This is a genomic window from Roseomonas sp. FDAARGOS_362, assembly GCF_002754815.1.
Lineage (GTDB): Bacteria > Pseudomonadota > Alphaproteobacteria > Acetobacterales > Acetobacteraceae > Roseomonas > Roseomonas mucosa.
Map to the genome: position 1 here is coordinate 3,310,284 of NZ_CP024588.1, position 22,896 is coordinate 3,333,179.

General features: G+C 71.1%; 22 protein-coding genes and 1 tRNA gene. 9 read left to right on the plus strand and 14 right to left on the minus strand.

Annotated features, from left to right (window positions below; all coding sequences use genetic code 11):
* Nucleotides 1–280 precede the first annotated feature (280 nt).
* The 5 genes from CTJ15_RS19605 to CTJ15_RS19625 form a co-directional block, all read right to left on the minus strand.
* Nucleotides 281–1,714 carry a glycoside hydrolase family 28 protein gene (locus tag CTJ15_RS19605; RefSeq protein WP_081798621.1) on the minus strand — a complete coding sequence of 478 codons (1,434 nt, stop codon included), beginning with the start codon at nt 1,712–1,714 and terminating at the stop codon, nt 281–283.
* Between the two features lie 174 nt (nt 1,715–1,888).
* Complete coding sequence (locus tag CTJ15_RS19610) at nt 1,889–2,884, minus strand: GDP-mannose 4,6-dehydratase (RefSeq protein ID WP_019462370.1); 996 nt, start codon at nt 2,882–2,884, stop codon at nt 1,889–1,891.
* Between the two features lie 5 nt (nt 2,885–2,889).
* Nucleotides 2,890–3,870: a GDP-mannose 4,6-dehydratase gene (gene gmd / locus CTJ15_RS19615; protein WP_019462369.1), complete on the minus strand. Its 981-nt coding sequence runs from the start codon at nt 3,868–3,870 to the stop codon at nt 2,890–2,892.
* Between the two features lie 196 nt (nt 3,871–4,066).
* Nucleotides 4,067–5,269: a glycosyltransferase gene (locus CTJ15_RS19620; RefSeq protein WP_019462368.1), complete on the minus strand. Its 1,203-nt coding sequence runs from the start codon at nt 5,267–5,269 to the stop codon at nt 4,067–4,069.
* The gene (locus CTJ15_RS19625) at nt 5,266–6,405 is read right to left on the minus strand and encodes a glycosyltransferase family 4 protein (protein WP_019462367.1); all 1,140 of its coding nucleotides are present in this window, start codon (nt 6,403–6,405) and stop codon (nt 5,266–5,268) included. Before CTJ15_RS19625 ends, CTJ15_RS19620 begins: the two co-directional genes overlap by 4 nt.
* Nucleotides 6,406–6,751: 346 nt before the next feature.
* Here CTJ15_RS19625 and CTJ15_RS19630 point away from each other — a divergent pair, with 346 nt between their 5' ends.
* Complete coding sequence (locus CTJ15_RS19630; protein ID WP_193009623.1) at nt 6,752–8,185, plus strand: M17 family metallopeptidase; 1,434 nt, start codon at nt 6,752–6,754, stop codon at nt 8,183–8,185.
* A gap of 116 nt (nt 8,186–8,301) precedes the next feature.
* Complete coding sequence (locus CTJ15_RS19635) at nt 8,302–8,712, plus strand: MarR family winged helix-turn-helix transcriptional regulator (protein WP_027297276.1); 411 nt, start codon at nt 8,302–8,304, stop codon at nt 8,710–8,712.
* A 282-nt stretch (nt 8,713–8,994) separates the two neighbouring features.
* Here the strand turns inward: CTJ15_RS19635 and CTJ15_RS19640 are convergent, their stop codons facing one another.
* From CTJ15_RS19640 to CTJ15_RS19655, 4 genes are all read right to left on the minus strand, one after another.
* Nucleotides 8,995–10,653, minus strand: coding sequence for an ABC transporter ATP-binding protein (locus CTJ15_RS19640; protein ID WP_099781879.1), 1,659 nt, complete (start codon nt 10,651–10,653; stop codon nt 8,995–8,997).
* A gap of 11 nt (nt 10,654–10,664) precedes the next feature.
* Nucleotides 10,665–11,696 carry an ABC transporter permease gene (locus CTJ15_RS19645; RefSeq protein WP_019462363.1) on the minus strand — a complete coding sequence of 344 codons (1,032 nt, stop codon included), beginning with the start codon at nt 11,694–11,696 and terminating at the stop codon, nt 10,665–10,667.
* Between the two features lie 62 nt (nt 11,697–11,758).
* The gene (locus CTJ15_RS19650; RefSeq protein WP_027297275.1) at nt 11,759–12,859 is read right to left on the minus strand and encodes a microcin C ABC transporter permease YejB; all 1,101 of its coding nucleotides are present in this window, start codon (nt 12,857–12,859) and stop codon (nt 11,759–11,761) included.
* A gap of 9 nt (nt 12,860–12,868) precedes the next feature.
* Complete coding sequence (locus CTJ15_RS19655) at nt 12,869–14,749, minus strand: extracellular solute-binding protein (protein ID WP_075822434.1); 1,881 nt, start codon at nt 14,747–14,749, stop codon at nt 12,869–12,871.
* Between the two features lie 278 nt (nt 14,750–15,027).
* On the opposite strand from CTJ15_RS19655, the gene CTJ15_RS19660 reads away from it, so the two are divergent.
* A complete protein-coding gene (locus CTJ15_RS19660) occupies nt 15,028–15,207 on the plus strand; it encodes a hypothetical protein (protein WP_019462360.1) in 180 nt (59 codons plus the stop codon).
* 42 nt (nt 15,208–15,249) lie between these two features.
* Here CTJ15_RS19660 and CTJ15_RS19665 read toward each other — a convergent pair whose 3' ends face one another.
* Together CTJ15_RS19665 and CTJ15_RS19670 are read right to left on the minus strand one after the other, a co-directional pair.
* A complete protein-coding gene (locus CTJ15_RS19665; protein ID WP_075822435.1) occupies nt 15,250–16,044 on the minus strand; it encodes an inositol monophosphatase family protein in 795 nt (264 codons plus the stop codon).
* A gap of 11 nt (nt 16,045–16,055) precedes the next feature.
* Nucleotides 16,056–16,598 (minus strand): cytochrome c family protein, encoded by a 543-nt coding sequence (locus CTJ15_RS19670; protein ID WP_019462358.1) that lies wholly within the window; start codon nt 16,596–16,598, stop codon nt 16,056–16,058.
* A 242-nt stretch (nt 16,599–16,840) separates the two neighbouring features.
* Between CTJ15_RS19670 and CTJ15_RS19675 the strand changes: the two genes are divergently transcribed.
* From CTJ15_RS19675 to CTJ15_RS19690, 5 genes are all read left to right on the plus strand, one after another.
* Complete coding sequence (locus CTJ15_RS19675) at nt 16,841–17,572, plus strand: 3-deoxy-manno-octulosonate cytidylyltransferase (protein WP_099781880.1); 732 nt, start codon at nt 16,841–16,843, stop codon at nt 17,570–17,572.
* Complete coding sequence (locus CTJ15_RS19680; protein WP_075821579.1) at nt 17,569–18,423, plus strand: prephenate dehydratase; 855 nt, start codon at nt 17,569–17,571, stop codon at nt 18,421–18,423. The genes CTJ15_RS19675 and CTJ15_RS19680 overlap by 4 nt, the downstream gene beginning before the upstream one ends.
* Nucleotides 18,424–18,582: 159 nt before the next feature.
* Nucleotides 18,583–19,389, plus strand: coding sequence for an undecaprenyl-diphosphate phosphatase (locus tag CTJ15_RS19685; RefSeq protein ID WP_019462355.1), 807 nt, complete (start codon nt 18,583–18,585; stop codon nt 19,387–19,389).
* 98 nt (nt 19,390–19,487) lie between these two features.
* Nucleotides 19,488–19,967 carry a hypothetical protein gene (locus CTJ15_RS24440; RefSeq protein WP_075821578.1) on the plus strand — a complete coding sequence of 160 codons (480 nt, stop codon included), beginning with the start codon at nt 19,488–19,490 and terminating at the stop codon, nt 19,965–19,967.
* Nucleotides 19,968–20,083: 116 nt separating this feature from the next.
* On the plus strand, nt 20,084–20,482 hold the full coding sequence (locus tag CTJ15_RS19690) for a hypothetical protein (protein ID WP_019462353.1): 399 nt from the start codon (nt 20,084–20,086) through the stop codon (nt 20,480–20,482).
* Nucleotides 20,483–20,730: 248 nt separating this feature from the next.
* Here CTJ15_RS19690 and CTJ15_RS19695 read toward each other — a convergent pair whose 3' ends face one another.
* On the minus strand, nt 20,731–21,381 hold the full coding sequence (locus tag CTJ15_RS19695; RefSeq protein WP_019462352.1) for a CoA transferase subunit B: 651 nt from the start codon (nt 21,379–21,381) through the stop codon (nt 20,731–20,733).
* Between the two features lie 12 nt (nt 21,382–21,393).
* Entirely contained in the window at nt 21,394–22,143 is a 750-nt protein-coding gene (locus tag CTJ15_RS19700) for a CoA transferase subunit A (protein WP_019462351.1), read from the minus strand.
* A gap of 158 nt (nt 22,144–22,301) precedes the next feature.
* On the opposite strand from CTJ15_RS19700, the gene CTJ15_RS19705 reads away from it, so the two are divergent.
* Nucleotides 22,302–22,377 (plus strand) — tRNA-Ala (locus CTJ15_RS19705).
* A 141-nt stretch (nt 22,378–22,518) separates the two neighbouring features.
* Here the strand turns inward: CTJ15_RS19705 and CTJ15_RS19710 are convergent.
* Nucleotides 22,519–22,893 (minus strand): hypothetical protein, encoded by a 375-nt coding sequence (locus CTJ15_RS19710; RefSeq protein WP_058390555.1) that lies wholly within the window; start codon nt 22,891–22,893, stop codon nt 22,519–22,521.
* Nucleotides 22,894–22,896: the final 3 nt, after the last annotated feature.

The window sequence follows — 22,896 nt, forward strand, 5'->3', positions numbered from 1 at the left end:
GCCCTGGACCCGGTTCGCTGGCCCCTGCTGACGCCGGATCGCGCCGGAGAGCCAGGCTCTCCGGCGACTGCGTGCGCCACATGCACAGACATGGTAGTCTTTCTTTCGGGAGCCCCGCCGATCCACCTGCTCTCCGGGACCGGAGAACGGACCGACCTTGCCACCTGGTGCCCACTCAAGGCGGGGTCTGGGGGAATACTATTCCCCCAGCGGAGGGGGACTGGGGGAGGCGGCGCCTCCCCCGGGGCCGGACACGGGCGCGACGCCTGGAAACCGGGCCTCAGGGCGTCTCCAGCACCGCCACCTGGGTCTTCGGCCCTTCCTCGACCGGCTTCCCCCGGGCGGCGGTGATCTTCACGCCGCTGAAGCTGCCCTCGACATGGCGCAGCACCATCCCCTCGCCGCGCGAGGCAATGCTGACATGCTGCAGCCGGATGTCGCGCAGCGGTGCTTCCGGAAGGCCGGCCAGCAGCCCCGCCCGCCGTGCGCCGCTGGCGAAGAGGTGCTGGATCGTGACGTCATGGATGCGCGGCGTCAGCGGCGTCACCGGCGCTTCCGCCCGGGCGGCCGGCGTGGCCACGGCCACCGCCCCCGGGCCGGGCGCCTGGGCCGCGTCCCGGGGCTCGCCCGGATAGGAGGAGTCGATCGACAGCGGCACCGCCACATCCGTCATCCGCGCATGCCGCACCAGCACGTCGCCGACATCGCCGCCCCGGTCCCGCCCGGCCTTGATGCGGATGCCGTACTGCGTTCCGGTGAAATGGGCGCCGTTGATCCGCACATGCTCCACGCCATGCGCCAGCTCGCTGCCGATCGCCAGCCCGTGCCCATGGCCGAAGCGCACGTTGCTGATGGTGATGTTGCGCGCCGCACGCTTCGGCATGTCGGGGCCTGGCAGGCCGGCCTTGATGGCGATGCCGTCGTCGCCCGTGTCGATGCCGAGGTTCGACAGCGACACCTTGCGCGAGGACACGATGTCCACGCCATCCGTGTTCGGCGAATCCGGCGCGTTGGTGATGCGGACATCGCGCAGCACCACATCCTCGGAATAGCGCAGCGCCACCGTCCACATCGGCGCGTTGGTCAGGTGGACCCCGCGCAGCAGCACCCGCCGGGCATTGTAGAACTCGATCAGCCAGGGGCGCGGCAGCCCGTTGCCCGCCGGCACCTTCTCCATCCCCGGCCCCCAGCTTTTCACCCCAGCCCGCATCGCCTCCCGCGCCGCCACCGCCGCCGGCCACCACAGCTCCGCGCCCTGGCCGTCGATCGTGCCCTCGCCGATGATGCCGACATCGCTGACATTCACGCCGGAGATCAGCGCCTCGTGCGGCCGGAAAGGGCGTCCGATGAAGGCCCAGGTGAAGCGGTCCGCCTGCGCCACGGCGCGCAGCCGCGTGCCGCGCGCCAGTTCCAGCGTCACATGGTCCTTCAGCGCCAGGGGCCCGGTCAGGAACACCCCGTCCCCGAAGCTCACCCGCCCGCCGCCGCGCGCCGAGCAGGCATCGATCGCCGCCTGGATCGCGGCGGTGTTGTCGGTGGTCCCGTCGCCCCGGGCGCCATGCTTCAGCGGGTCGCAGCTATGGCTCGCCAGGACGCCCGGCACCCGGGCCTCCCCCGAAACGCCACCAGGGGCACTCCCCTGGGCACGCACCCCCGCCGTGCCGGCCAGCAGGGCGAGGGCAAGGGGCAGGAAGCACGGGACGAGACGATGCATCGGGCAACCTCGGTGCGAGGTTGCCTGCTTAGATCACTTGCCGATCCCCTGGAAACACCGCTTCGGACGCCCGGCATCCCGGCCACCGCATGCCCCGGTACAAGCCTCGCGTGACCTTCCCGGGGGCAGGGCGCGTTTCCGCCCCGCCTACCTGTGAGCGGCCCGGAAAGCCGCTCAGCCCTCCATCGCCACCCGTGTCCGCCAGTCCGCCAGCATGTCGGCCAGCGTGGTCTCCCACGGGATGCGCGGCGCCCAGCCCAGCAGCCGCCGCGCCGCGCCGATATCGCCCGCGGTGCGCTCCACATCGGTCGGCCGCAGCCGCGACGCCTCCTGCTCCACCCGCGCCTCCACCCCGGCCAGGGCGAGCAGCGCCTCCAGGATGTCGCCCACCTTGCGCGGCGCCCCGGTGGCGAGGTTGATCACCGTCCCCGGAGCCAACTCCGCCGCCAGCGCCAGCGCATAGCCCTCGCAGACATCCCGCACGTCCAGGAAGTCGCGCCAGCGGTCCAGCGCCCCGGTGCGGATCACCGGCTCCTGCTTCCCGGCCGCGATCCGCGCCACCTGGTGCGCGAAGGCGCCGACCACGAAGCCGTCCGACTGCCCCGGCCCGGTCTGGTTGAAGGGCCGCATCCGCACCGCCTTCAGCCCGCGCAGCGCCATCTCGCCGATGGCGATGTCCGCCGCCGCCTTCGAGGCCGCATAGGGATTGGCCGGGCGCGGCAGCGCCTCCTCCGTCAGCGGCACCCCCGCCTGGAAGGACAGCCCGTAGATCTCCGCCGAGGAGACATGGACGAAGCGCGCCGCCGGCGACGCCTCCAGCACCGCCTCGGCCAGCGCCAGCGTTCCGTCCAGGTTGGTCCGCCAGGTCAGGCGCGGGTCGCGGAAGGAGACCGGCACCGAGGCCTGCGCCGCCAGATGCAGCACCGCATCCGGCGCCGCCTCCCGCATCCGCCCGGCGAGGTCCCCGCCGAGCAGGTCCATCTCCAGCGTCTCGTCCGCCCCGGGCACGTGCTTCCCGCCATCCCGGCTGGCGGCGATCAGCCGCGCCGCCGGGAAATGCCGCCGCAGCACCGGCAGCAGGTGCCCCCCGACGAAGCCGCCCGCCCCGGTGACGAGGATGCGCCCCGGAATACGTCCCGGGGAGACGGGTTCCGGAACCGCGCCGGACACCGGCCTCAGCCCATCCGCGAGCGGTGGCGGAACAGGTCGGCGTCCACCATCTCCTTGATCATCTCCTCCAGGCTGATCTCCGGCGCCCAGCCCAGCTTCTCCTTGGCCTTGGAGGGATCGCCCAGCAGCAGGTCCACCTCGGCCGGGCGCAGGAAGGCCGGATCGACCTTCACGAACTCCTCGTAGTCCAGCCCGACATGCCCGAAGGCGATCCGGCACATGTCGCGCACCGTGGTGGTGCGCCCCGTGGCGACCACGTAGTCGTCCGGCACCTCCTGCTGCAGCATCAGGTGCATCGCCCGGACATAGTCCTTGGCATGGCCCCAGTCGCGCTTGGCGTCGAGGTTGCCCATCTTCAGCTCGGTCGCCTTGCCCAGCTTGATCCGCGCCGCCCCGTCCGTGACCTTGCGGGTGACGAACTCGATGCCGCGCAGCGGGCTCTCATGGTTGAACAGGATGCCCGAGGAAGCGTGCAGCCCGAAGCTCTCGCGGTAGTTCACCGTCATCCAGTGCGCGTAGAGCTTGGCCACCGCATAGGGGCTGCGCGGATAGAACGGCGTCTTCTCGCTCTGGATCGGGTGCTGCACCAGCCCGTACATCTCGGAGGATGAGGCCTGGTAGAAGCGCGCCTGCGGCGCCACCAGCCGCACCGCCTCCAGCACGTTGTTCGCCCCCAGCGCCGTCACCTGCCCGGTCAGCAGCGGCTGGTTCCAGGAGGTCTTCACGAAGCTCTGCGCGCCGAGGTTATAGACCTCGTCCGGCTTCACCTCGTTCAGCACCCGGATCAGCGAGCTGATGTCGATCAGGTTGCCGTCCATGACCCGGACCTGCCCGGCGATCCCCAGCCAGCGCAGCCGCTCGTCCACCACGTCGGAGGAGGAGGAGCGCCGCACCAGCCCATAGACCTCGTAGCCCTTCTCCAGCAGCAACTGCGAGAGATAGGCGCCGTCCTGGCCCGTCACCCCGGTGATCAACGCTTTCGGCATGGTCCCCCGCCTCGAAACGATACAAGCCGCGCTTTAGCGGTGCCCGTCCCGCTTGGCCAGATCGTTCGCCGTCCGGTTGTGCCGGCAACGGCGCAAATCCCCGCGCTTGCCCGCTCGCCGCCCGTCATGGGTTCCATCGTGTCTCGGGGGCAAGGCTCCGTCTTCCCCAACCCCCGTCCGTCAGGACCCTGCGGGATCACCCCGCCAGCGCGGCCCGGTAATCCGGCACCGGCAGCCGTGCCGGGGGCAGGTGCCGCAGCGCCGTATCCCCCGCCACCTGCCGCAGCGCCACCGCCGCCGCCGCCACGTCGGCCTCGGCCCAGACCGCGTCGGGCAGGTCATAGGTCGCCTGCGGGTCCCGCGCCGGCACCAGCCGCCAGGGCACGGCGAAGCACCCCGGCCCGGCCATGAAATCCACGTTGCCCGACCAGCCCGTGGCCACCACCGGCCGCCCCAGCGCCATGGCCTCGGCGATGGTCAGCCCATAGCCCTCGGCCCGGTGCAGCGAGACCAGCACGTCGCAGCAGGCGGTCAGCGCCCAGAGATCGCGCCGGGGCAGGGCGGCATCCAGCACCCGCACGTTCGGCCGCGCCGCCGCCGCCCGCGCCACCTCCGCCCAGGCCTCGCCCGCCCGCGCCGTGCCATGGGTCTTCAGCACCAGCACATGCTCCGGCGAATCCCCAAAGGCCAGGCGGTGCGCCTCGATCGCCGCCATCGGGTTCTTGCGCCACAGGGAGGACGTCGCGTCGAAGATGCTCAGCCCGACGAAGGCCCCGTCCGGCAGCCCGAAATCCGCCCGCCCCAGCGCCGAGGGATCGGGCCGCGGCGGCGGGTGCGGCACCACCAGCGGCGCCGGAAAGCCCGGCCGCCCCGCCATGGGCCGGGCGAAGACCTCGGCGCAGAACCGGCTCGGCGCCCAGATCCGGTGGCAGGCGCCATAGCCCCGCCGCCAGTCCGCCGGCAGGGCAGACAGCTCCCAGGCCCAGTAGGCGATCAGCCGCTTGCCCGCCACCGCCCGCCGCCCCAGCGCCAGCAGCGCCCAGGGCAGCATCGGCCCGTTCACATGCAGCACGATGGTCCCCGGCCCCTCCGGCACCGCGCCCGGCAACAGGCTTCCCCCATCGATCTCCCGCTCCGGCAAGGGCGGCCCCTGCCGCTGCGCCGCGGTCAGGTCGATCCCCGCCGCCGGCAGCCCAGCCTCCCGCATCGCCCGCAGCATCATCCGAGCGCCCTCGCCCAGCCCCGTGGCGGCGCCCAGATAGCCCGCGACATGGAGCGGCCCCGCGCCCTGCGGCTCCGGCCGCGCCGGGCGCGGCGCCAACAGCGCGGCCCCGCCGAACAGCGCCTCCCGCCGCAGCCCGCGCGGCAGCGCCTGCCACAGCCGGTGCAGCGGGCTCATGCCATGTCCCGTCCGAAGCCCAGCCGGCGCAGGCCCTCCACCAGCAGCGCCGCCTGCCCGTCCCAGTCCCGCAGCTCCGCCCCCGCCGCCAGCGCGGCGCGCGAGAACCCGTCCCGCGCCCCCGGCTCCAGCAGCCGCGCCATGGCCGCCGCCAGGGCAGGGGCCTCCGCCGCCTCCGCCACCACGCCAGGGGCGGCCCGGGGCGCGACCCCGCTCTCCGCGCCAAACTGTTCCGCCAGCCCGCCCACCGGCGTCGCCACCACCGGCACGCCCAGCGCCAGGGCCTGCGACAGCACACCGGACTGGCTGGCCTCCCGATAGGGCAGCACCACCGCCCAGGCCTGCCGCAGCAGGGACGGGATCTCCGCATCCGCCACCCAGCGCGGCTCCACCACCACGCCCGGCAGGGCGGCAAGCCCCGGCGCGCAGGCTTCCGCATCGCCCTCGCCCACCACGCGCAGCGTCGCCTCCGGATGCCGCTCCCGCAGCAGGCGGAAGGCATCGCGCAACAGGTCCAGCCCCTTGTAGGCCCGCAGCCGCCCGAAAAAGAGGAACCGCCCCGGCACGGCCCCCCCGGCCAGGGCCTCCGGTCCCGGAGACACCTCCACCGGCACGCCGAGCGGCAGGCGCAGCAACGGCAGGCCGGGCCGCAGCGCCGCCACCTCCCGCTCCACCGCCTCGGAGAACACCACCGCCGCCCGCGCCGCCTCCAGCTCCTGCCGCAGCCGCCAGTCCCAGAGCAGGGAAGGGTCCCCCGGATGCGGCCGCGCATCGTGCACCGAGGGCACATAGGCGATGCCCGCCCGGGGCAGGGCCGGGGCCACGAAGGGCGTCCAGACATGGTTCATGGCGGACAGCACAAGGTCCGCCCGCATCCGCCGCGCCTGCGCCACCAGCCCGCCGCGCATCGAAGGCAGCCGCGCCAGCCCGGCCAGGGCACCCGGTGCGCCACGAAAGGTCCGCACCACCTCCAGATCGGCATCCAGCGTGCGGAAGGCGTCCAGCGCCTCGAGCCGGTCCGCCAGGGACAGGCCGAGCCGGATATCGGGCCGCCGCGCCAGGGCCCGCGCCAGGTTCAGCGTGTGCTGCGCCCCGCCGCCCCGCCGCCCCCAGTACCAGAGGAGGAGATGGATCACCCCCGGCGCCTATCATCCCGCGCCCGGGCTGCAAAGACGGCTCGCGACCCCGCGCCGCCGGGGGCTCGGAAGCGCCCCTGGCCCATTATCCGAATCGCCCGGCTCCCCGATGCCTGGAATCCCATCCCGTAGCCCAGCATGGCCACGCCGGAATTCCATTTCCCGGCACGCCGGACGCTCGGGAAACGCGTTACAAAGTATCGCAGTGTTTCCGAGAGTGAAATAACCGGCGGGTGGCCGGAAATTGCACGATTTGCCCTTCACGAGCGAAGGTCATTCGTGAGACGGATACAACCGTTCTCACATAGCACCTCAAACAAGGAGCGGAGCAGTCCGGTTTCGTGGCATGATGATTCCACCGCCTCTTTCCCGGCCTTCCGCCCTGCTGCCCACCGACAGCCAGGCCAGCCTGCCGCTGCACGCCACCGGGCAGGAAGGGCTGGAGGCTTTCGCCGCCACGCTCGATCCCGCCGCCGCAGCCTTTCTCCGCGCCTCCGGCTTCAAGGCCAAAGCCGGGCAGATCGCCCTGCTGCCCGGGCCAGAGGGGCTTTCCGGCGCCGTGCTCGGCCTCGGCGATGCACCCGCCGCTGCCCGCGCCGAGCCCTGGACCTATGGCGACCTGCCCCGGAACCTCCCCGAAGGCACCGCCTGGCACCTGGAAGGCGAGGGTCCCGACCCCGCCGCCGCCACGCTGGGCTGGGGCCTGGGCGCCTATGCCTACACCGCCTTCAAGCCGGCGAAGCGCGAGCCCGCCCGCCTCGTCACCCCGCCCGGGGCAGGGGAGGCCGCCAGCACCGCCGCGCTGATCCACTGGGTGCGCGACCTCATCAACACCCCCGCCGCCGATCTCGGTCCGGCCGAACTCCTCGCCGCCGCCCGCGCCATGGCGGAGGCCGAGGGCGCGACCTTCGAGACGGTGGAAGGCGACGCGCTGCGGCAGGGCTTCCCCGCCCTGGCCGCCGTTGGCGGCGGCAGCCCGCGCCCGCCCGGTGTCGGCATCCTGCGCTGGGAGGGTGCCGCGGACGGCCCGCTCGTCGCGCTCTGCGGCAAGGGCGTCTGCTTCGACACCGGCGGCCTCGACCTCAAGCCTTCCGCCGGCATGCTGCGGATGAAGAAGGACATGGGCGGCGCCGCGGTGGTGCTCGGCCTCGCCGCGCAGATCATCCGCGCGCGCCTGCCGGTGCGTCTCCTCGTCCTTGTCGGCGCCGTGGAGAACAGCATCTCCGGCGAAGCCTTCCGGCCGATGGACGTGCTGCGCACGCGCAAGGGCCTCACCGTCGAGGTCGGCAACACCGATGCCGAAGGCCGCCTCGTCCTCGCCGACCTGCTGGCCTTCGCCGCCGAGCAGTCGCCCGCGATCATCCTAGATTGCGCAACGCTGACGGGCGCGGCGCGCGTGGCTCTCGGCCCCGATCTGCCCGCGATCTTCTCCAACGATGATGCGCTGGCGCGCATCGTGCAGCGGGCCGGCGACGCGCATCACGATGCTGTGTGGCATCTCCCATTGCGGCGCGGTTACGATTCGTGGTTGGACAGTACCATCGCGGATCTCAACAACGTCGCCTCGCGGCCCATGGCCGGTGCAGTGGTCGCGGCGTTGTTTCTCAATCGCTTCGTGCCGGCGGCAACGCCCTGGCTGCACGTCGATCTCTATGCCTGGAACGATGCCAGCCGTCCCGGGCGCCCGGAAGGTGGCGAAGCGCAGGCGCTTCGCGCCTTGCATGCCGGAATCGCCGATTGGCTCTCCCAGCGGGAAAATGCCGGAAGCGAAACGACATGAGGGCATGACGGTTCCACAAGCGGCATCGCTTGCGGCGCCGCGATCACCAGTCCCGGCCGTTGCGGGTCCAGAACCCGTGCGGGGCTGCCAGAAGAAGAGAAGGATGGAAAAAACTGATGTCATCGAAGATCAGCGGAGATGAGCTCGTAGAGATCCTGCGCGACACCGTGGTCGCACTGGTTCGTCGTGATGGCCCCGACCTTTCGGCCCGGCAACTCGGCGTCTTCCTGACCACCTATCTCTCCGACGGCCCGCATACCGTGCGCGGTCTCGCCGCCACGCTGAACGTGTCCAAGCCGGCGATCACCCGCGCACTGGACCGTCTGGGCGAACTCGACCTGACCCGCCGCAAGACCGATCCGCAGGATCGCCGCAGCGTGCTGGTCCAGCGCACACCCAAGGGCACGTCGCTGCTGCGCGAGATGTCCACCATCATGGGCGAGGCGACGCGCGGCGAAGCCGGCACCGCCAACCCGGCCAACGAGCCGATGGTGGCCGATCCCCGCCTGCGTCACGTAGCGGCCTGAGGTCAGACTTCCCCGGCGGCGGCCGGCGGCCAACCGCCGCCGCCCGCGCCGGAGCTCTTCCGTGCCAGGACACCTCGGCCCGCGCTTTCCCCGCCCGCCACGCTCGATCCGTTCCGGCGCCGCGCTGTCCCGGGAGAAATGCGCCGCCTTTCCGCCAGGACCCTACGGGCCCTGAACCCATTTTCGCCGGTTCTCGCCGCGGCCGGATCGCGCCGGAGAGCAGAGTTCCCCCGGCAGCCAGCGGCAAGGCGCGACGCTTCCCGGAAAAGCCTTCCGGACGGATCAGCCGGGAACAGCCGGAGCCTCATCCCCGCCGGGGACGGCCAGCGGCCCTCCACTGGAGGTCTCGAAGGCCGCCGCCATCAGCACGCGCGTGTAGTCCTCGCGCGGCGCCGACATCACCTGCTCCGTTTCGCCGCTTTCCACCACGCGTCCATCCTTCATCACCAGGATGCGGTGCGCCATGGCTCGCACCACGCGCAGGTCATGGCTGATGAAGAGATAGGCGAGCCCATGCCTCGCCTGCAGCTCGCGCAGCAGCTCCACCACCTGCGCCTGCACCGAGACGTCGAGCGCGCTGGTCGGCTCGTCCAGCACCACCAGCTTCGGCCGCAGCACCAGCGCCCGCGCGATGGAGATGCGCTGCCGCTGCCCGCCCGAGAACTCGTGCGGATAGCGATGCGCCGAACCGGGATCGAGCCCCACCTCGCGCAGCACATCCGCCACCCGTGCCTCGCGCTCCGCCCGCGACAGGGCGGGCTCGTGCACCGCCAGACCCTCGGCCACGATGTCCGCCACCGTCATGCGCGGCGACAGGCTGCCGAAGGGGTCCTGGAACACCACCTGCATGCTTCGCCGCAGCGGCCGCAGCGCGCGCCGCCCCAGCCCGTCGATCCGCTCGCCCTCCAGCCGCACCGAGCCCTCGCCGCGCTCCAGCTGCAGCACGGTCAGCCCCAGCGTCGTCTTGCCGGATCCGCTCTCGCCCACCACGCCCAGCGTCTCACCGCGCCGGATGGCGAGCGAGACGCCATCCACCGCCCGCACCTCCGACACCACGCGCCGCATCAGCCCACGCCGCACCGGAAAGCGCACGCGGATGTCGCGCGCATCCAGCACCATCCTCGCCCGCGCCGCGACCGGCGCCGGCCCGCCATGCGGCTGCGCGTTCAGCAGCATCCGCGTATAGGGATGCCGCGGATCGGCGATCACCGAGGCCGTCTCGCCCTGCTCCACCGCCACGCCGTTCTGCATCACCACCACCCGGTCGGCATGGTGCCGCACGATGCCCAGGTCATGGGTGATCAGCAGCATCGCCATGCCGCTCTCGCGCTTGAGCTGGTCCAGCAGGTCCAGGATCTGCGCCTGCACCGTCACGTCCAGCGCCGTGGTCGGCTCGTCCGCGATCAGCAGCTTCGGGTCGTTGGCCAGCGCCACCGCGATCATCACGCGCTGCCGCTGCCCGCCCGACAACTGGTGCGGAAAGGCGTCCAGCCGGCTTTCCAGCGCCGCCAGCCCGGCCCGCCGCAGCAGCCGCCGCACCTCCTCCTGCAAACCCGCGCCGCGCAGCGGCCGGTGCAGCGTGATCGCCTCCGCCACCTGCCGCCCGATGCTGTGCAGCGGGTTCAGCGAGGTCATCGGCTCCTGGAACACCATCCCCGCCACGCCGCCGCGCAGCCGCCGCAGCTCGCCCTCCTTCGCGGACAGAACCTCCGCCCCGTCCAGCCGCACCCGGCCCGAGGGATTGCTCCCCCCCACGGTCAGCAGCCGCAGGCAGGACAGCGCCGTCACGCTCTTGCCCGACCCGCTTTCCCCCACCAGCGCCACCGTCTCCCCCGGCCGCACGTCAAAGGAGACGCCATGCACCACCGGCGCCCCGCGAAAGGCGACCTGGAGGTTCTCCACCGCCAGCACGGGCTCGCTCGCGGCCTCGCTCACGGCCATCAGCCCCGCCCTCATCCGCGACCCCCCGGCAGCTTGCGCGGATCGAAGGCGTCGCGCACCGCCTCGCCGATGAAGATCAGCAGGGTCAGCGTGCCCCCCAGCACGGCGAAGGCCGTGGCCCCCAGCCAGGGCGCCTGGAGGTTGTTCTTCGCCTGTGCCACCAGCTCCCCCAGCGAGGGCGAACCGGGTGGCAGGCCGAAGCCCAGGAAGTCCAGGCTCGCCAGCACCGTGACACTCCCCGACAGGATGAAGGGCAGCAGCGTCAGCGTCGCCACCATCGCATTGGGCAGGATATGCCGCGCCATCACCCGCGCATCCGACACGCCCAGCGCCTTCGCCGCCCGCACATAGTCCAGGTTCCGCCCGCGCAGGAACTCCGCCCGCACCACCCCCGTCAGGCTCATCCAGGAGAAGAGCAGCAGGAAGAGCAGCAGCGTCCAGAACCCCGGCTCGATCACCGAGGACAGGATGATCAGCAGGAAGAGCTGCGGCATCCCCGACCACACCTCGATGAAGCGCTGGAAGCCCAGATCCACCCAGCCGCCGTAATAGCCCTGCACCGCCCCCGCCGCGACGCCGATCGCCGAGGCCGCGAAGGTCAGCGCGAAGCCGAACAGCACCGAGATCCGGAACCCCCACACCACCCGCGCCAGCACGTCCCGCGCCTGGTCGTCCGTCCCCAGCCAGTGCCGCGCATCCGGCGGGGAAGGCGCCGGCCGCCCCAGGTCCCGCACCACCGTGTCGTAGCGGTACGGCACCAGCGGCCATACCGCCCAGCCGCGTTTCGCCACCTCCGCCGCCAGCACCGGGTCGTGCCAGTCCGCATCGGTCGGGAAGCCGTCCGGCAGGATGTCGCTCTCCGCATAATCCGTGACCACCGGGAAGAACCACCGCCCCTCCACCCGCGCCACGATCGGCCGGTCGTTCGCCAGCACCTCGGCGAACAGCGTCACCACGAAGATCACCCCGAACAGCCACAGCGAGACATGGCCCCGCCGGTTCGCCCGGAAATTCGCCCAGCGGCGCCGGTTCAGGGGACTCATCCAGTGCGACCTCCCATGGCCGGGGCGAGGCTCCACCTCCCCCCGGAGCGCGGCACCCACCCTCAACGCCGGGCCTCGAAGTCGATCCGCGGGTCCACGAGGGTATAGGCGAAGTCGCCGATGATCTGCATGACGAGGCCGAGCAGCGTGAAGACGTAGAGCGTGCCGAACATCACCGGGTAGTCCCGCCGGATCGCGGATTCGAAGCCGAGCAGCCCGAGGCCGTCGAGCGAGAAGACGATCTCCACCAGCAGCGCGCCGGTGAAGAGGATGCCGATGAAGGCCGAGGGGAAGCCCGCGATGATCAGCAGCATGGCGTTGCGGAAGACATGGCCGTAGAGCACGCGCTGCTCGCCCGCCCCCTTGGCCCGGGCCGTCAGCACGTACTGCTTGCCGATCTCGTCCATGAAGGAGTTCTTGGTCAGCATCACCAGCCCGGCGAAGCCGCCCACCACCAGCGCCACGGTCGGCAGCACCATGTGCCAGGCATAGTCCAGCGCCCGCTGCCAGAAGGGCCAGCTCTCCGAGCCCGAGGAGACCAGCCCGCGCAACGGGAACCACTGGAGGAACGACCCCCCGGCGAAGACCACCACCAGCAGGATGGCAAACAGGAACCCCGGGATGGCATAGCCCACCAGCACCACGCCGGAGGTCCAGGCATCGAACGCCGTGCCGTCCCGCACCGCCTTGCGGATGCCGAGCGGGATGGAGACCAGATAGATGATCAGCGTGGACCACAGCCCCAGGCTTACCGAAACCGGCAGCCGCTCCCCGATCAGCTCGATCACCGGCCGCCCGCGGAACAGGCTCTGCCCGAAGTCGAAGCGCAGGTAGTCCTTCAACATCGCCAGGAAGCGCTCCGGCGCCGGCTTGTCGAAGCCGAAGGCCTTCTCGATATCCTTCACCACCGCCGGGTCCAGCCCCCGTGCCCCACGATAGCCCGATCCCTCGCCGCCGCCCTGCGGCTGGGCGGGCCGCACCTCCGCATTCCCGCCCCCCTCGGTCAGCCGCCCGATGGAACCGCCGCCGCCGCGCCGCAACTCGGCGATCATCTGCTCCACCGGCCCGCCCGGGGCGAACTGCACCACGGCGAAGTTGATCAGGATGATCCCGAACAGCGTCGGGACCACCAGGATCAGGCGCCGGAGAAGATAGGCGGCCATCCGTGCCGCTCAGGCCGGGGAGCGCCGTGCCTCGGCCAGTGCCCGGTCCCGCGCGGGATCGATCCACCAGCCCTCGAAGCCGATATTGTAGCGCGGGTTGCGCGGCGGCCGTCCGAAACGGTCCCACCAGGCGATGCGGAACGTATCACTGAAATAATGAGGCACCGTGTAGAAGTTCCACAGCAGCACGCGGTCCAGCGCATGGGTGCGCGTCACCAGCTCCTTCCGGTCCGGCGCGTTCACCACCAGCTCCACCAGCGCATCCACCACCGGGTCGGCGACGCCCAGCGTGTTGCGGCTGCCGTCATGCTTCGCCGCGGCGCTGCCCCAGAAATCGCGCTGCTCGCTGCCGGGCGAAAGGCTCTGCCCGAACAGCTCCACCGTCATGTCATAGTCGAAGTGGTCCATCCGCACCTGGTACTGCGCCAGGTCGATGGTCCGCACGTTCGCCTCCACCCCCAGCCGTTGCAGCGACTGCGCATAGGGCAGGGCCACACGCTCCAGCGTCGCGTCGCTCAGCAGGATCTCGAAGCTCAGCTTCTGCCCCTGCGCGTTCACCATCTGCCGGTCGCGCACCACCCAGCCCGCCTGCCGCAGCAGATCCAGCGCGCGGCGCTGGTTGTCGCGGTTGTTGCCGCTGCCATCCGTCACCGGCATCTTGAAGGGCTGCGTGAACAGCTCCGCCGGCAGCCTGTCGCGATAGGGTTGCAGGATCTCCAGCTCACGCCCCTCCGGCAGGCCGGAACAGGCGAGCTCGGTGTTGTTGAAATAGGAATAGGCACGCTTGTAGGAGTTGTAGAACAGGTTGGCGTTCATCCACTCGAAATCGAAGACCAGCCCCAGCGCCTCCCGCGTCCGCCGGTCGGCGAAGATCGGCCGCCGCAGGTTCATGGCGAAGCACTGCATCCCCACCGGCATCTCGTGGTGCAGCTCGTCCCGCTTCACCAGCCCCCGCTGCACGGCGGGGAAATCATAGGCGGTGGCCCAGGAACGCGCGATGTTCTCCTGCCGGAAGTCGATCTGCCCCGCCTTGAACCCCTCGAAGGCCACCGTGGGATCGCGGAAATACTCGAAGCGCTGCACGTCGAAGTTCTGCAGCCCCTTCATCGTCGGCAGGTCGCGGCCCCAATAGTCCTTCACCCGCGACAGCACCATGCTGCGCCCCGCCTCGAAGCGCTCCACCTTGTACGGCCCCGAGCCCAGCGGCACCTCCAGCGAAGGCTGCGCGAAATCCCGCCCTTCCCACCAATGCTTCGGCAGCACCGGCATCTGCCCGATGATCTGCGCCAGCTCGCGGTTGTCCGCGTTGCGGAAGCGGAAGACCACCCGCCGCTCGCCCTCCGCCACCGCCTCCGCCACATCGGCCCAGTAGGCACGGAAGCGCGGATGCCCCTTCTCCATGATCGTGGCGAAGGTCCAGGCCACGTCCGCCGCCGTCAGCGGCCTCCCGTCATGCCAGCGCGCCTCCTCCCGCAGCTCGAAGGCCACCCAGCGGTTGTCCGCCGGCACCTCCACCAGCTTCGCGAGATGCGCATAGGCGGCGCTGGCCTCGTCCGAGCTGTCCATCAGCAGCGTCTCGTAGAGCAGCCCGATCCCCACCGCCGACGTGCCGCGCAGGATGAAGGGATTGAAGGAATCGTAGGAACCCAGCGCCGTCCGCACCATCTCGCCGCCTTTCGGCGCCTCGGGGTTCACCCAGGGCCAGTGCGCGAAATCCGGCGGCAGCGAAGGATCGCCCAGCAGCGACAGCCCATGCACCCGCCGCACCGCCGCGCCGGAGGCGGGGGCCGGGGAGGGGGTCGCCGCGCCCTGGGCCAGGGCGGCACGTGACCCCAGGCCCGGCAGGGCGGCGGTCGTCAGGGCGGTGGCGAGCAGGTCTCGTCTGAACATCGCGGGAAGATGCGGCTTTCCCGCCCCGCCCTCAACCTCTCCCCGCATGGCATATCGTGTCATTCGCCCCAAAGGGGATTCCAGGGAGGGGGGCGCCGCCGGGCACCGGCGGCGTGGCGAGGAATTTCATCCGCCCCCGAAACCGAATGCCGCACTGCAATGTTCCATCCTGGCACGGCGCCATTCCCCCGCCAGGGGACATCGCCGGGCCAGCCAACCATCCCGACCCCCCTGAACCCGCCGCCGAGCCCCGGCGGAGACATCATAGGAGTGCCCCGATGGCCGAGGAACAACCTGCCACGAAGAGCCTCAGCGACGCCGTGAAGAATGGCGGCCAGATGCTGCGCAACGGGCTGAACCGCCTGCGCCGCTCGCCGGACGAGCTCCTGGCCCATCTCGACGCAAAGGCGAAGAAGGCGGTGGACCGCATGCGCTCCCGCCGCCGCTGGGAAGCCTGAACGCAGCCACCCTCCGGTCCCGCCATGGGGCCGGGGCCGGCATCAACCGGGCGATGAACCCAGGATGCGCCCCGCCTGCGACAGCAGCGCCGCATCCCCCACGGCAATCACCGTGCCGTCGCCTTCCAGCGACAGCGGCCGCCCGTGCCAGTCCGTGATCCGCCCGCCCGCGCCCTCCACGATGGGCACCAGCGCCGCCCAGTCCCAGGGCTTCATCGTGGAATCCACCACCACGTCGATCAGCCCCAGCGCCAGCAGGCCATAGCTGTAGCAGTCCCCGCCCCAGCTCACCCGCCGCACGGCGCCGCAGAGCGCATCCCGCGCCGCGTATTCCTCCGGCCGGAAGATCGTGGGGCTGGTCATCGCCAGCTCCGCCGCCGACAGCGCCGGACAGGCCCGGCACCCCACCGTCCCGCCGAGGCCGCCGCGGAACTCCGTCCGCCGCCCCGTGATCCCGGTCCAGCGCTCCCCCGTCGCCGGCTGGTCGATCACCCCCAGCACCGGCCTGCCCCGGTGCAGCAGCCCGATCAGCGTGCCGAACAGCGGCCGCCCGGTGACGAAGGCCCGCGTCCCGTCGATCGGGTCCAGCACCCAGACCCACTCGGCCTCGGGCCGCACGGAGCCATGCTCCTCCCCGATCACCCCATGCTCGGGAAACTCCGCCAGCAGGTGCTCGCGCAGCACCAGCTCCGCCCGCCGGTCCGCCTCGGTCACCGGGCTGGCGTCGCCCTTGGCTTCCACCAGCAGCGCCGAGCGGAAGAGCGGCCGGATCGCCGCCCCCGCCAGGTCGGCCCCCGCCTGGGCGGCGGCGACGAAGCTCTCGGGAAGCACGGGCATGTCGGGCACCGTCAGGGGGTGGGGAGGGGAGGCGGGTTGTCCGACAGCGTCCGCAGATAGGCCAGCACATCCGCCCGCTGCTGCGGGCTGCTCAGCCCGGCATAGGCCATGCGCGTCCCCGGCATCGCCTTGGCCGGCGCCGAGATGAAGCGGTTGATCGCCTCGTAGTCCCAGACCTTGTCGGCAAGCGCCTTGTTCGCCGGGGAATAGTTGAACCCGGGCTCCACCGCGTGGTGCCGCCCGACGATGCCGTACAGGTTCGGCCCCACCCCGTTGCGCCCGTTGTTCTCGAAGACATGGCAGGCGCTGCATTGCCGCTGCACCAGGGTCTTGCCCGTCTCCGCATTGGCATTGGCCAGCAGCGACGCGACGGGCGGCACCTCATAGGGTGCGGGCGCCGCGGCACCGGCCTCGGCCGGCGCGTCGCCGATCTGGATCGCAGGCTTCTCCAGCCGGTGCGGGGAAACGACGACACTGCCGATGAAACCGGCGACTCCGAAGACGACGCCCGCCGTCAGGATCGCCGCAAACGCCTTGTTCCCCTCCAGGCTCATCGCCCCGTCGTTCCCTTTTATCGTTGTTGCCGCGCCCGCGCGGGCCGCGTCGGCGGCGCAATCCCCACCCCGGGCCCCGGCCAGGCCTCCCGGCCCGCCCCCGGCACGGCCTCCATCGGGAAGGCCGGGGGGATGCGACCGGACGGCCTGCGCGAAACCCGTTCAGGCCCTGGTTTGCGCCTGCCCCCCGGCTCCATTACAAGCGCCCGGACCTTAATCGTCCAAGGCCCGTCTCACAACCCGTGCGCCCGCTCGTCCTGATCCCCGCCCGGATGGCCTCCACCCGCCTGCCGGACAAGCCGCTCGCCGACATCCACGGCAAGCCGATGATCGTCCACGTCCTCGACCGCGCGCGGGAGGCCGATATCGGCCCCGTCGCCGTGGCCTGCGACCACCCCGAGATCGCGGAGGCCGTGCGCGCCGCCGGCGGCACCGCCATCCTGGTCGCCGACGACGTTCCCTCCGGCACCGACCGCATCAACCTCGCCCTGGCCAGCATCGACCCGGTGGGCGCCCACGACGTGGTGGTGAACCTCCAGGGCGACCTGCCGACCATGCCGCCGGACATGCTGCGCGCCGTGCTCGCCCCGCTGGCCGACCAGCGCGTCGATATCGGCACCCTCGTCGCCCCCATCGCCAGCGCGGAGGAAGCCGCCGCCTCCTCCGTGGTCAAGGTCGCCTGCGCCTTCCCGCGCGGCGTCGCCGTGGCCCCCGCCCTCTACTTCTCGCGCAACCTCATCCCCTCCGGCGAGGGGCCGCACTGGCACCATATCGGCGTCTATGCCTATCGCCGCCCGGCGCTCGCCCGCTTCGTCGCCCTGCCCGAAGGCGCGCTGGAGAAGCGCGAGAAGCTGGAGCAGCTCCGCGCCCTGGAGGCCGGGATGCGCATCGGCGTGGTCCGCGTCGATCACGCCCCCTTCGGCGTGGACACCCAGGCCGACCTCGAACGCGCCCGCAGGACCCTCGCAGCATGAGCCAGACCATCGCCTTCCAGGGCATGCCCGGGGCCTATTCCGACCTCGCCTGCCGCGCCGCCTACCCCGGCTGGACCACGCTGCCCTCTCCCTCCTTCGAGGCCGCCATGGCCGCGGTTCGCGAGGGAAGGGCGGATCTCGCCATGCTCCCCTGCGAGAACAGCCTCGCCGGCCGCGTCCCCGACATCCACCGCCTGCTGCCCGATTCGGGCCTGCACGTGGTGGGCGAGCATTTCGAACGCGTCGAGCACTGCCTGATGGCCCCCGGAGGTGCCACCCTGCAAAGCCTCCGCCGCATCCACAGCCATCCCGTGGCGCTCGGCCAGATCCTCGACCTGCTGCGCGAGACCGGCCTCCAGGCGGTGATCGAGGCCGACACCGCCGGCGCCGCCCAGCTCGTCGCCCAGCGCGGCGGCACCGAGGACGCCGCCGTTGCCTCCTCGCTCGCCGCCGAGCTCTACGGCCTCGACATCCTCCGCCGCAACGTCGAGGACGCGACCCACAACACCACCCGCTTCTACGTCATGTCACGCGAGGCCACCCTGCCGCCGGTGGACGCGCCCGGCTGCGTCACCACCCTGGTCTTCCGCACCCGCAGCGTCCCCGCCGCGCTCTACAAGGCGCTCGGCGGCTTCGCCACCAACGGCGTGAACATCACCAAGCTCGAATCCTACATGCTCGACGGCCGCTTCGCCTCGACGCAGTTCCTCTGCGACGTGGACGGTCACCCCGGCAGCCCGCCGCTGCAACGCGCCTTCGAGGAACTGCGCTACTTCTCGCGCCAGATGCACGTGCTCGGCGCCTATCCCGGCCACCCCTATCGGCGGCAGCAGGAAGAGGTTCCGCTATAAGACAGAAGTCCGGCCAAATATTAATTCCATGGCCGGATTCCTGCCTTCCGCCTGCTTCCGGAATGCTCCACAAGACCCGCGCGTGCATCCAGGCCGGTGAATATTCTTCCCGGTCCTGATGTGCGGCCTATTTCTTGAGACGCAGGAGCATCGGCCCGCATGGATCTCGCCATTATTCTTCCGGCCCTGCTGATGGGGATCGTGGAGGGGCTGACCGAGTTCCTGCCCATCTCCTCCACCGGCCACCTGATCCTGCTCAGCGACCTGATCGGCTTCCAGGGCCCGCCCGGCAAGACCTTCGAGATCGTCATCCAGCTCGGCGCCATCCTGGCCGTCATCGTCGTCTACTGGCGCGACCTCATCGCCATGGCCACCGGCTTCTGGACCCCTCGCTCGCGCGAACGCTACGCGGTCGTCAACCTGCTCCTCGCCTTCATCCCGGCGATGGTGCTCGGCGCCCTGCTGCACAAGACCATCACCGAGGTCCTGTTCAACCCCTATGTCGTCTGCTTCGCCCTGATCATCGGCGGCATCGCGCTCATCATCATCGAGCGTAACCGCCCCAAGCCCAGCATCCACTCCATCGCGGAGATCGGTCCCCTCAGCGCCCTGCTGATCGGCTTCGGCCAGGTGCTCGCCATGATCCCCGGCACCAGCCGCTCCGGCGCCACCATCATCTTCGCCCTGCTCTTCGGCGTGGAACGCAAGGCGGCCGCCGAGTTCTCCTTCCTCCTCGCCATCCCCACCATGCTCGCCGCCACGGTCTACAGCCTCTACAAGGCCCGCGCCGAGCTCGCCGTCGGCGACATCAGCGAGATCGCGATCGGCTTCTTCGCCGCCTTCGTCGTGGCGCTGTTGGTGGTCCGCTGGGTGCTCCGCCACATCAGCCGCATGGGCTTCCAGCCCTTCGGGTGGTACCGCATCGCTCTCGGCCTCGTCATGCTCGCGCTCCTCAGCCTGCGCTGAGGCAAGGACAGGAAGACTACCCTCGGGGGAACTTCCTCCGCTAAGCTCACCCTGAAGTGGCGCCCGGCGCCGCGACAGGAAAGGCTCCCCCGAGGTCCATGCGCCGAATCGCCGCTCTCGCGCTTCCCGCCCTGCTGCTGGCCGGGCTCCTGCCGGACCCTGCCAGGGCCCAGATGTGGCCCAACGAGGTCGGCCCCCGCCGCGACATGCAGGAACTCGCCCTCCGGCCCCTGCAACGCCTGCAACCGCCACCCTCCACGGCCCCCGCCGCCTTTCTCCCACCGCCCTCCGTGGCGCCCCTGCCGGTCTGGACCCAGGCCCCGCCGCCCCGGCCCGCCCGCGCCGTACCCCGCCGTACCGCCCGCGCCACCACCCCGAGGTCGGCCGCCCAGAGCCAGTCCGCCTCCACTTCGGCCACCGGGATCAACGACCTGGAACAGCGCCTCGCCGGACGTGAGAAGCAGCTGGAGGACATGCGCCGCCAGATCGAGGCGGACCGCCGCAGTCTGCAGGGCCTGCGGACCGCTTCGGACGGTGGCACGAAGCCTGCGGCCGGCGTGTCTTCCGCGATACAGTGATGCCGAAAAGTTACGCCCCGCTCTCTTTCCGTAGTGGCAACCAGGGCCGTTGTCTGTTCTTTCTTTTGACAGGCGGATCGTCACGATTCGCTCCTGAGAACTAGGGAGTATGCGGGATGAATGCCCGTCTTTTCTTTGCCCTTCCCCTGCTCGCCGCGGTCGCCGCCTGCGCCAGCAGCCCGCCGCCGCCGCCGCCGCCTGCGCCCGCTCCCGTCGCCGAGACCCCGGCCTTCCCGCCGGGCCTCGACGGCGTCTACACCGGCTACGCCGTGGCCTCCCAGCGCGCCTGCCGTCCCGCCCGCCAGCCGGTGACCACCACCGTCGCCAACGGCTCCGCCGTGGTGCGCTGGGCCCGCCGTGCCGAGGTCGAGACCAAGCTCCAGCAGGACGGCAGCGTGGACTTCCTGTTCGACGGCGGCCACGCCACCGGCAAGTTCGCCGATGGCGCCTATACCGGCACCGCCACCACGCAGAACGGCGCCTGCACCTACAAGGTGACGCAGAAGCGTTCGTGATCCGCCGCGCTCCTGGGCGCTGGAACGGGAAAGGGCGGCCGGATCATCCGGCCGCCCTTTTTCCTTGTGTCCTCCGTCGTGCTGTCCCGGGGGGAAAAGGCGCCGCCTGTCCCCCGGTCCCCTATCCGCCGGGACTCTCCGAGCCCTGGACCGGGCTCGTCGGCGCTCGCTGACGCCGGATCGCGCCGGAGCCGGGCTCTCCGGCGACCAGCCGCAAAGCGCGACGCCGGGGAAGGGCGCCCGTCCCGTTAGCCGGCGAGGCCCGGCGCCACGGCGTAATCCGCCTCGGTCTTGCCGCGCACCTCGTCGAGCGTGACCCCCGGCGCCAACTCGGCCAGGGTCATCTTCCCCGCCTCCTTGTCGATGGCGAAGACGGCGAGCTCGGTGATCACCAGGTCCACCACGCCCTTGCCGGTCAGCGGCAGGTCGCAGCTGTGCAGCAGCTTCGGCGCGCCCTTGGCGGTGTGCTCCATCAGCACCACAACGCGCTTCACGCCGGCGACGAGGTCCATCGCCCCGCCCATGCCCTTCACCATCTTCCCCGGCACCATCCAGTTCGCCAGGTCGCCGTTCTCCGCCACCTGCAGCGCGCCCAGCACCGACAGGTCGATATGCCCGCCGCGGATCATCGCGAAACTGTCGGCGGAGGAAAAGAAGGAGGTGGTCGGCAGCGCCGTCACGGTCTGCTTGCCGGCATTGATCAGGTCCGGGTCCTCCTCGCCCTCATGGGGGAAGGGGCCCATGCCCAGCATGCCGTTCTCGCTCTGCAGCTGCACGCTCACCCCCTCGGGGATGTGGTTCGCCACCAGCGTCGGGATGCCGATCCCGAGATTCACGTAGAAACCGTCCTCAAGCTCGCGGGCGGCGCGCGCCGCCATCTCGTCGCGGGTCCAGGGCATCGTCGCGTCTCCTCAGGCGGTGGCGGTTTCGGAACCGGCGGCGGCACCCGCCGTTCCGGCGCGCTTGCGCACGGTGCGCTGCTCGATCCGCTTCTCGTAGCCCGCCGGCAGCTTCACGATCCGCTGCACATAGATCCCCGGCGTATGGATGTGGTCCGGGTCGATCGTCCCCGGCTCCACCAGCTCCTCCACCTGTACCACCGTCACCTTCGCGGCGGTCGCCATCATCGGGTTGAAGTTCCGCGCCGTCTTGCGGAAGACGAGGTTGCCCTCGGTATCCGCCTTCCAGGCATGAACCAGCGCGAGATCGGCGAAGATCCCGCGCTCCATCACATGGTCATGCCCATCGAAGTTCCGCACCTCCTTGCCCTCGGCCACCGCGGTGCCGACGCCGGTGCGGGTGAAGAAGGCCGGAATGCCCGCGCCGCCAGCCCGGATGCGCTCGGCCAGCGTCCCTTGCGGGTTGAACTCGATCTCCAGCTCCCCGGCCAGGTACTGCCGCGCGAACTCGGCGTTCTCGCCGACATAGGAGGAGATCATCTTGCGGATCTGCCGCGTCTCCAGCAGCAGCCCCAGCCCCGCGCCGTCGATGCCTGCGTTGTTGGACACGACCGTCAGGTCCTTCGCGCCGCTGTCCCGCACCGCCTCGATCAGCGCCGCCGGAATGCCGCAGAGGCCGAAGCCGCCCGAATGGATCAGCATCCCGTCATGCAGCAACCCGTCCAGCGCCGCCGCCGGACTGTCGTAGACCTTTCTGCTCATTCCCACTCCCTGGCCTTCATGCTTGGCCCCCATGCGCCGGCCCATTGCCCTGCGGATTTCGCAGCACGGTAATCCGTCACGCGCATGTTTTAAAGTCATGGTGGGGGGCTTGCGGGGGTCTGCGGACGCCGCTAAAAGCCCGTTCACCGCAGCACGGCGGGGCCATAGCTCAGTTGGGAGAGCGCCTGAATGGCATTCAGGAGGTCGTCGGTTCGATTCCGATTGGCTCCACCATGACGAGGGGTTTCCGGAAACGGAAACCCCTCGAACCTTTTCCGGGGGCCTGCAAACGCGGAAACGGTCTGGTCCACGCCACCATCCGCACGAAGCTGTCGCCCGGAACGCCTCGCTTCCGGCGAATGGCCGCGCCCCGCCTCAGCTCAGGCCGACCACCCGCCAGGCATGCTCCTGCCCGTCCGCCTCGACGATCGTGACGTTCTCGCCGGGCCGCAGCCGCGCCCGCAACTGCATCACCGCATGCAGCGGCGCATCCATCGCCGCCGAGGCCTGCCCGCCCCGCCGGAAGAAGCGCAGCGCCCAGCCCAGGTCCTCGTCATACTGCACATCCCCCTCCGAGAGGCCCTCGCCCGGCCAGAGGCGCCGCGCAGGCCAGGGATCGGGGTCCGCCTGCCATGCCCCGGGGGAGGGGAGCCCGTCCGGGCCCAGCGTCAGCGTGATCTCGTAGCGGTGCTCGCGGCTTCCTTCCGGAAGCCCTGTCCCGCCACTCGGCGAGAGGATCAGCAGGGCCAAGCG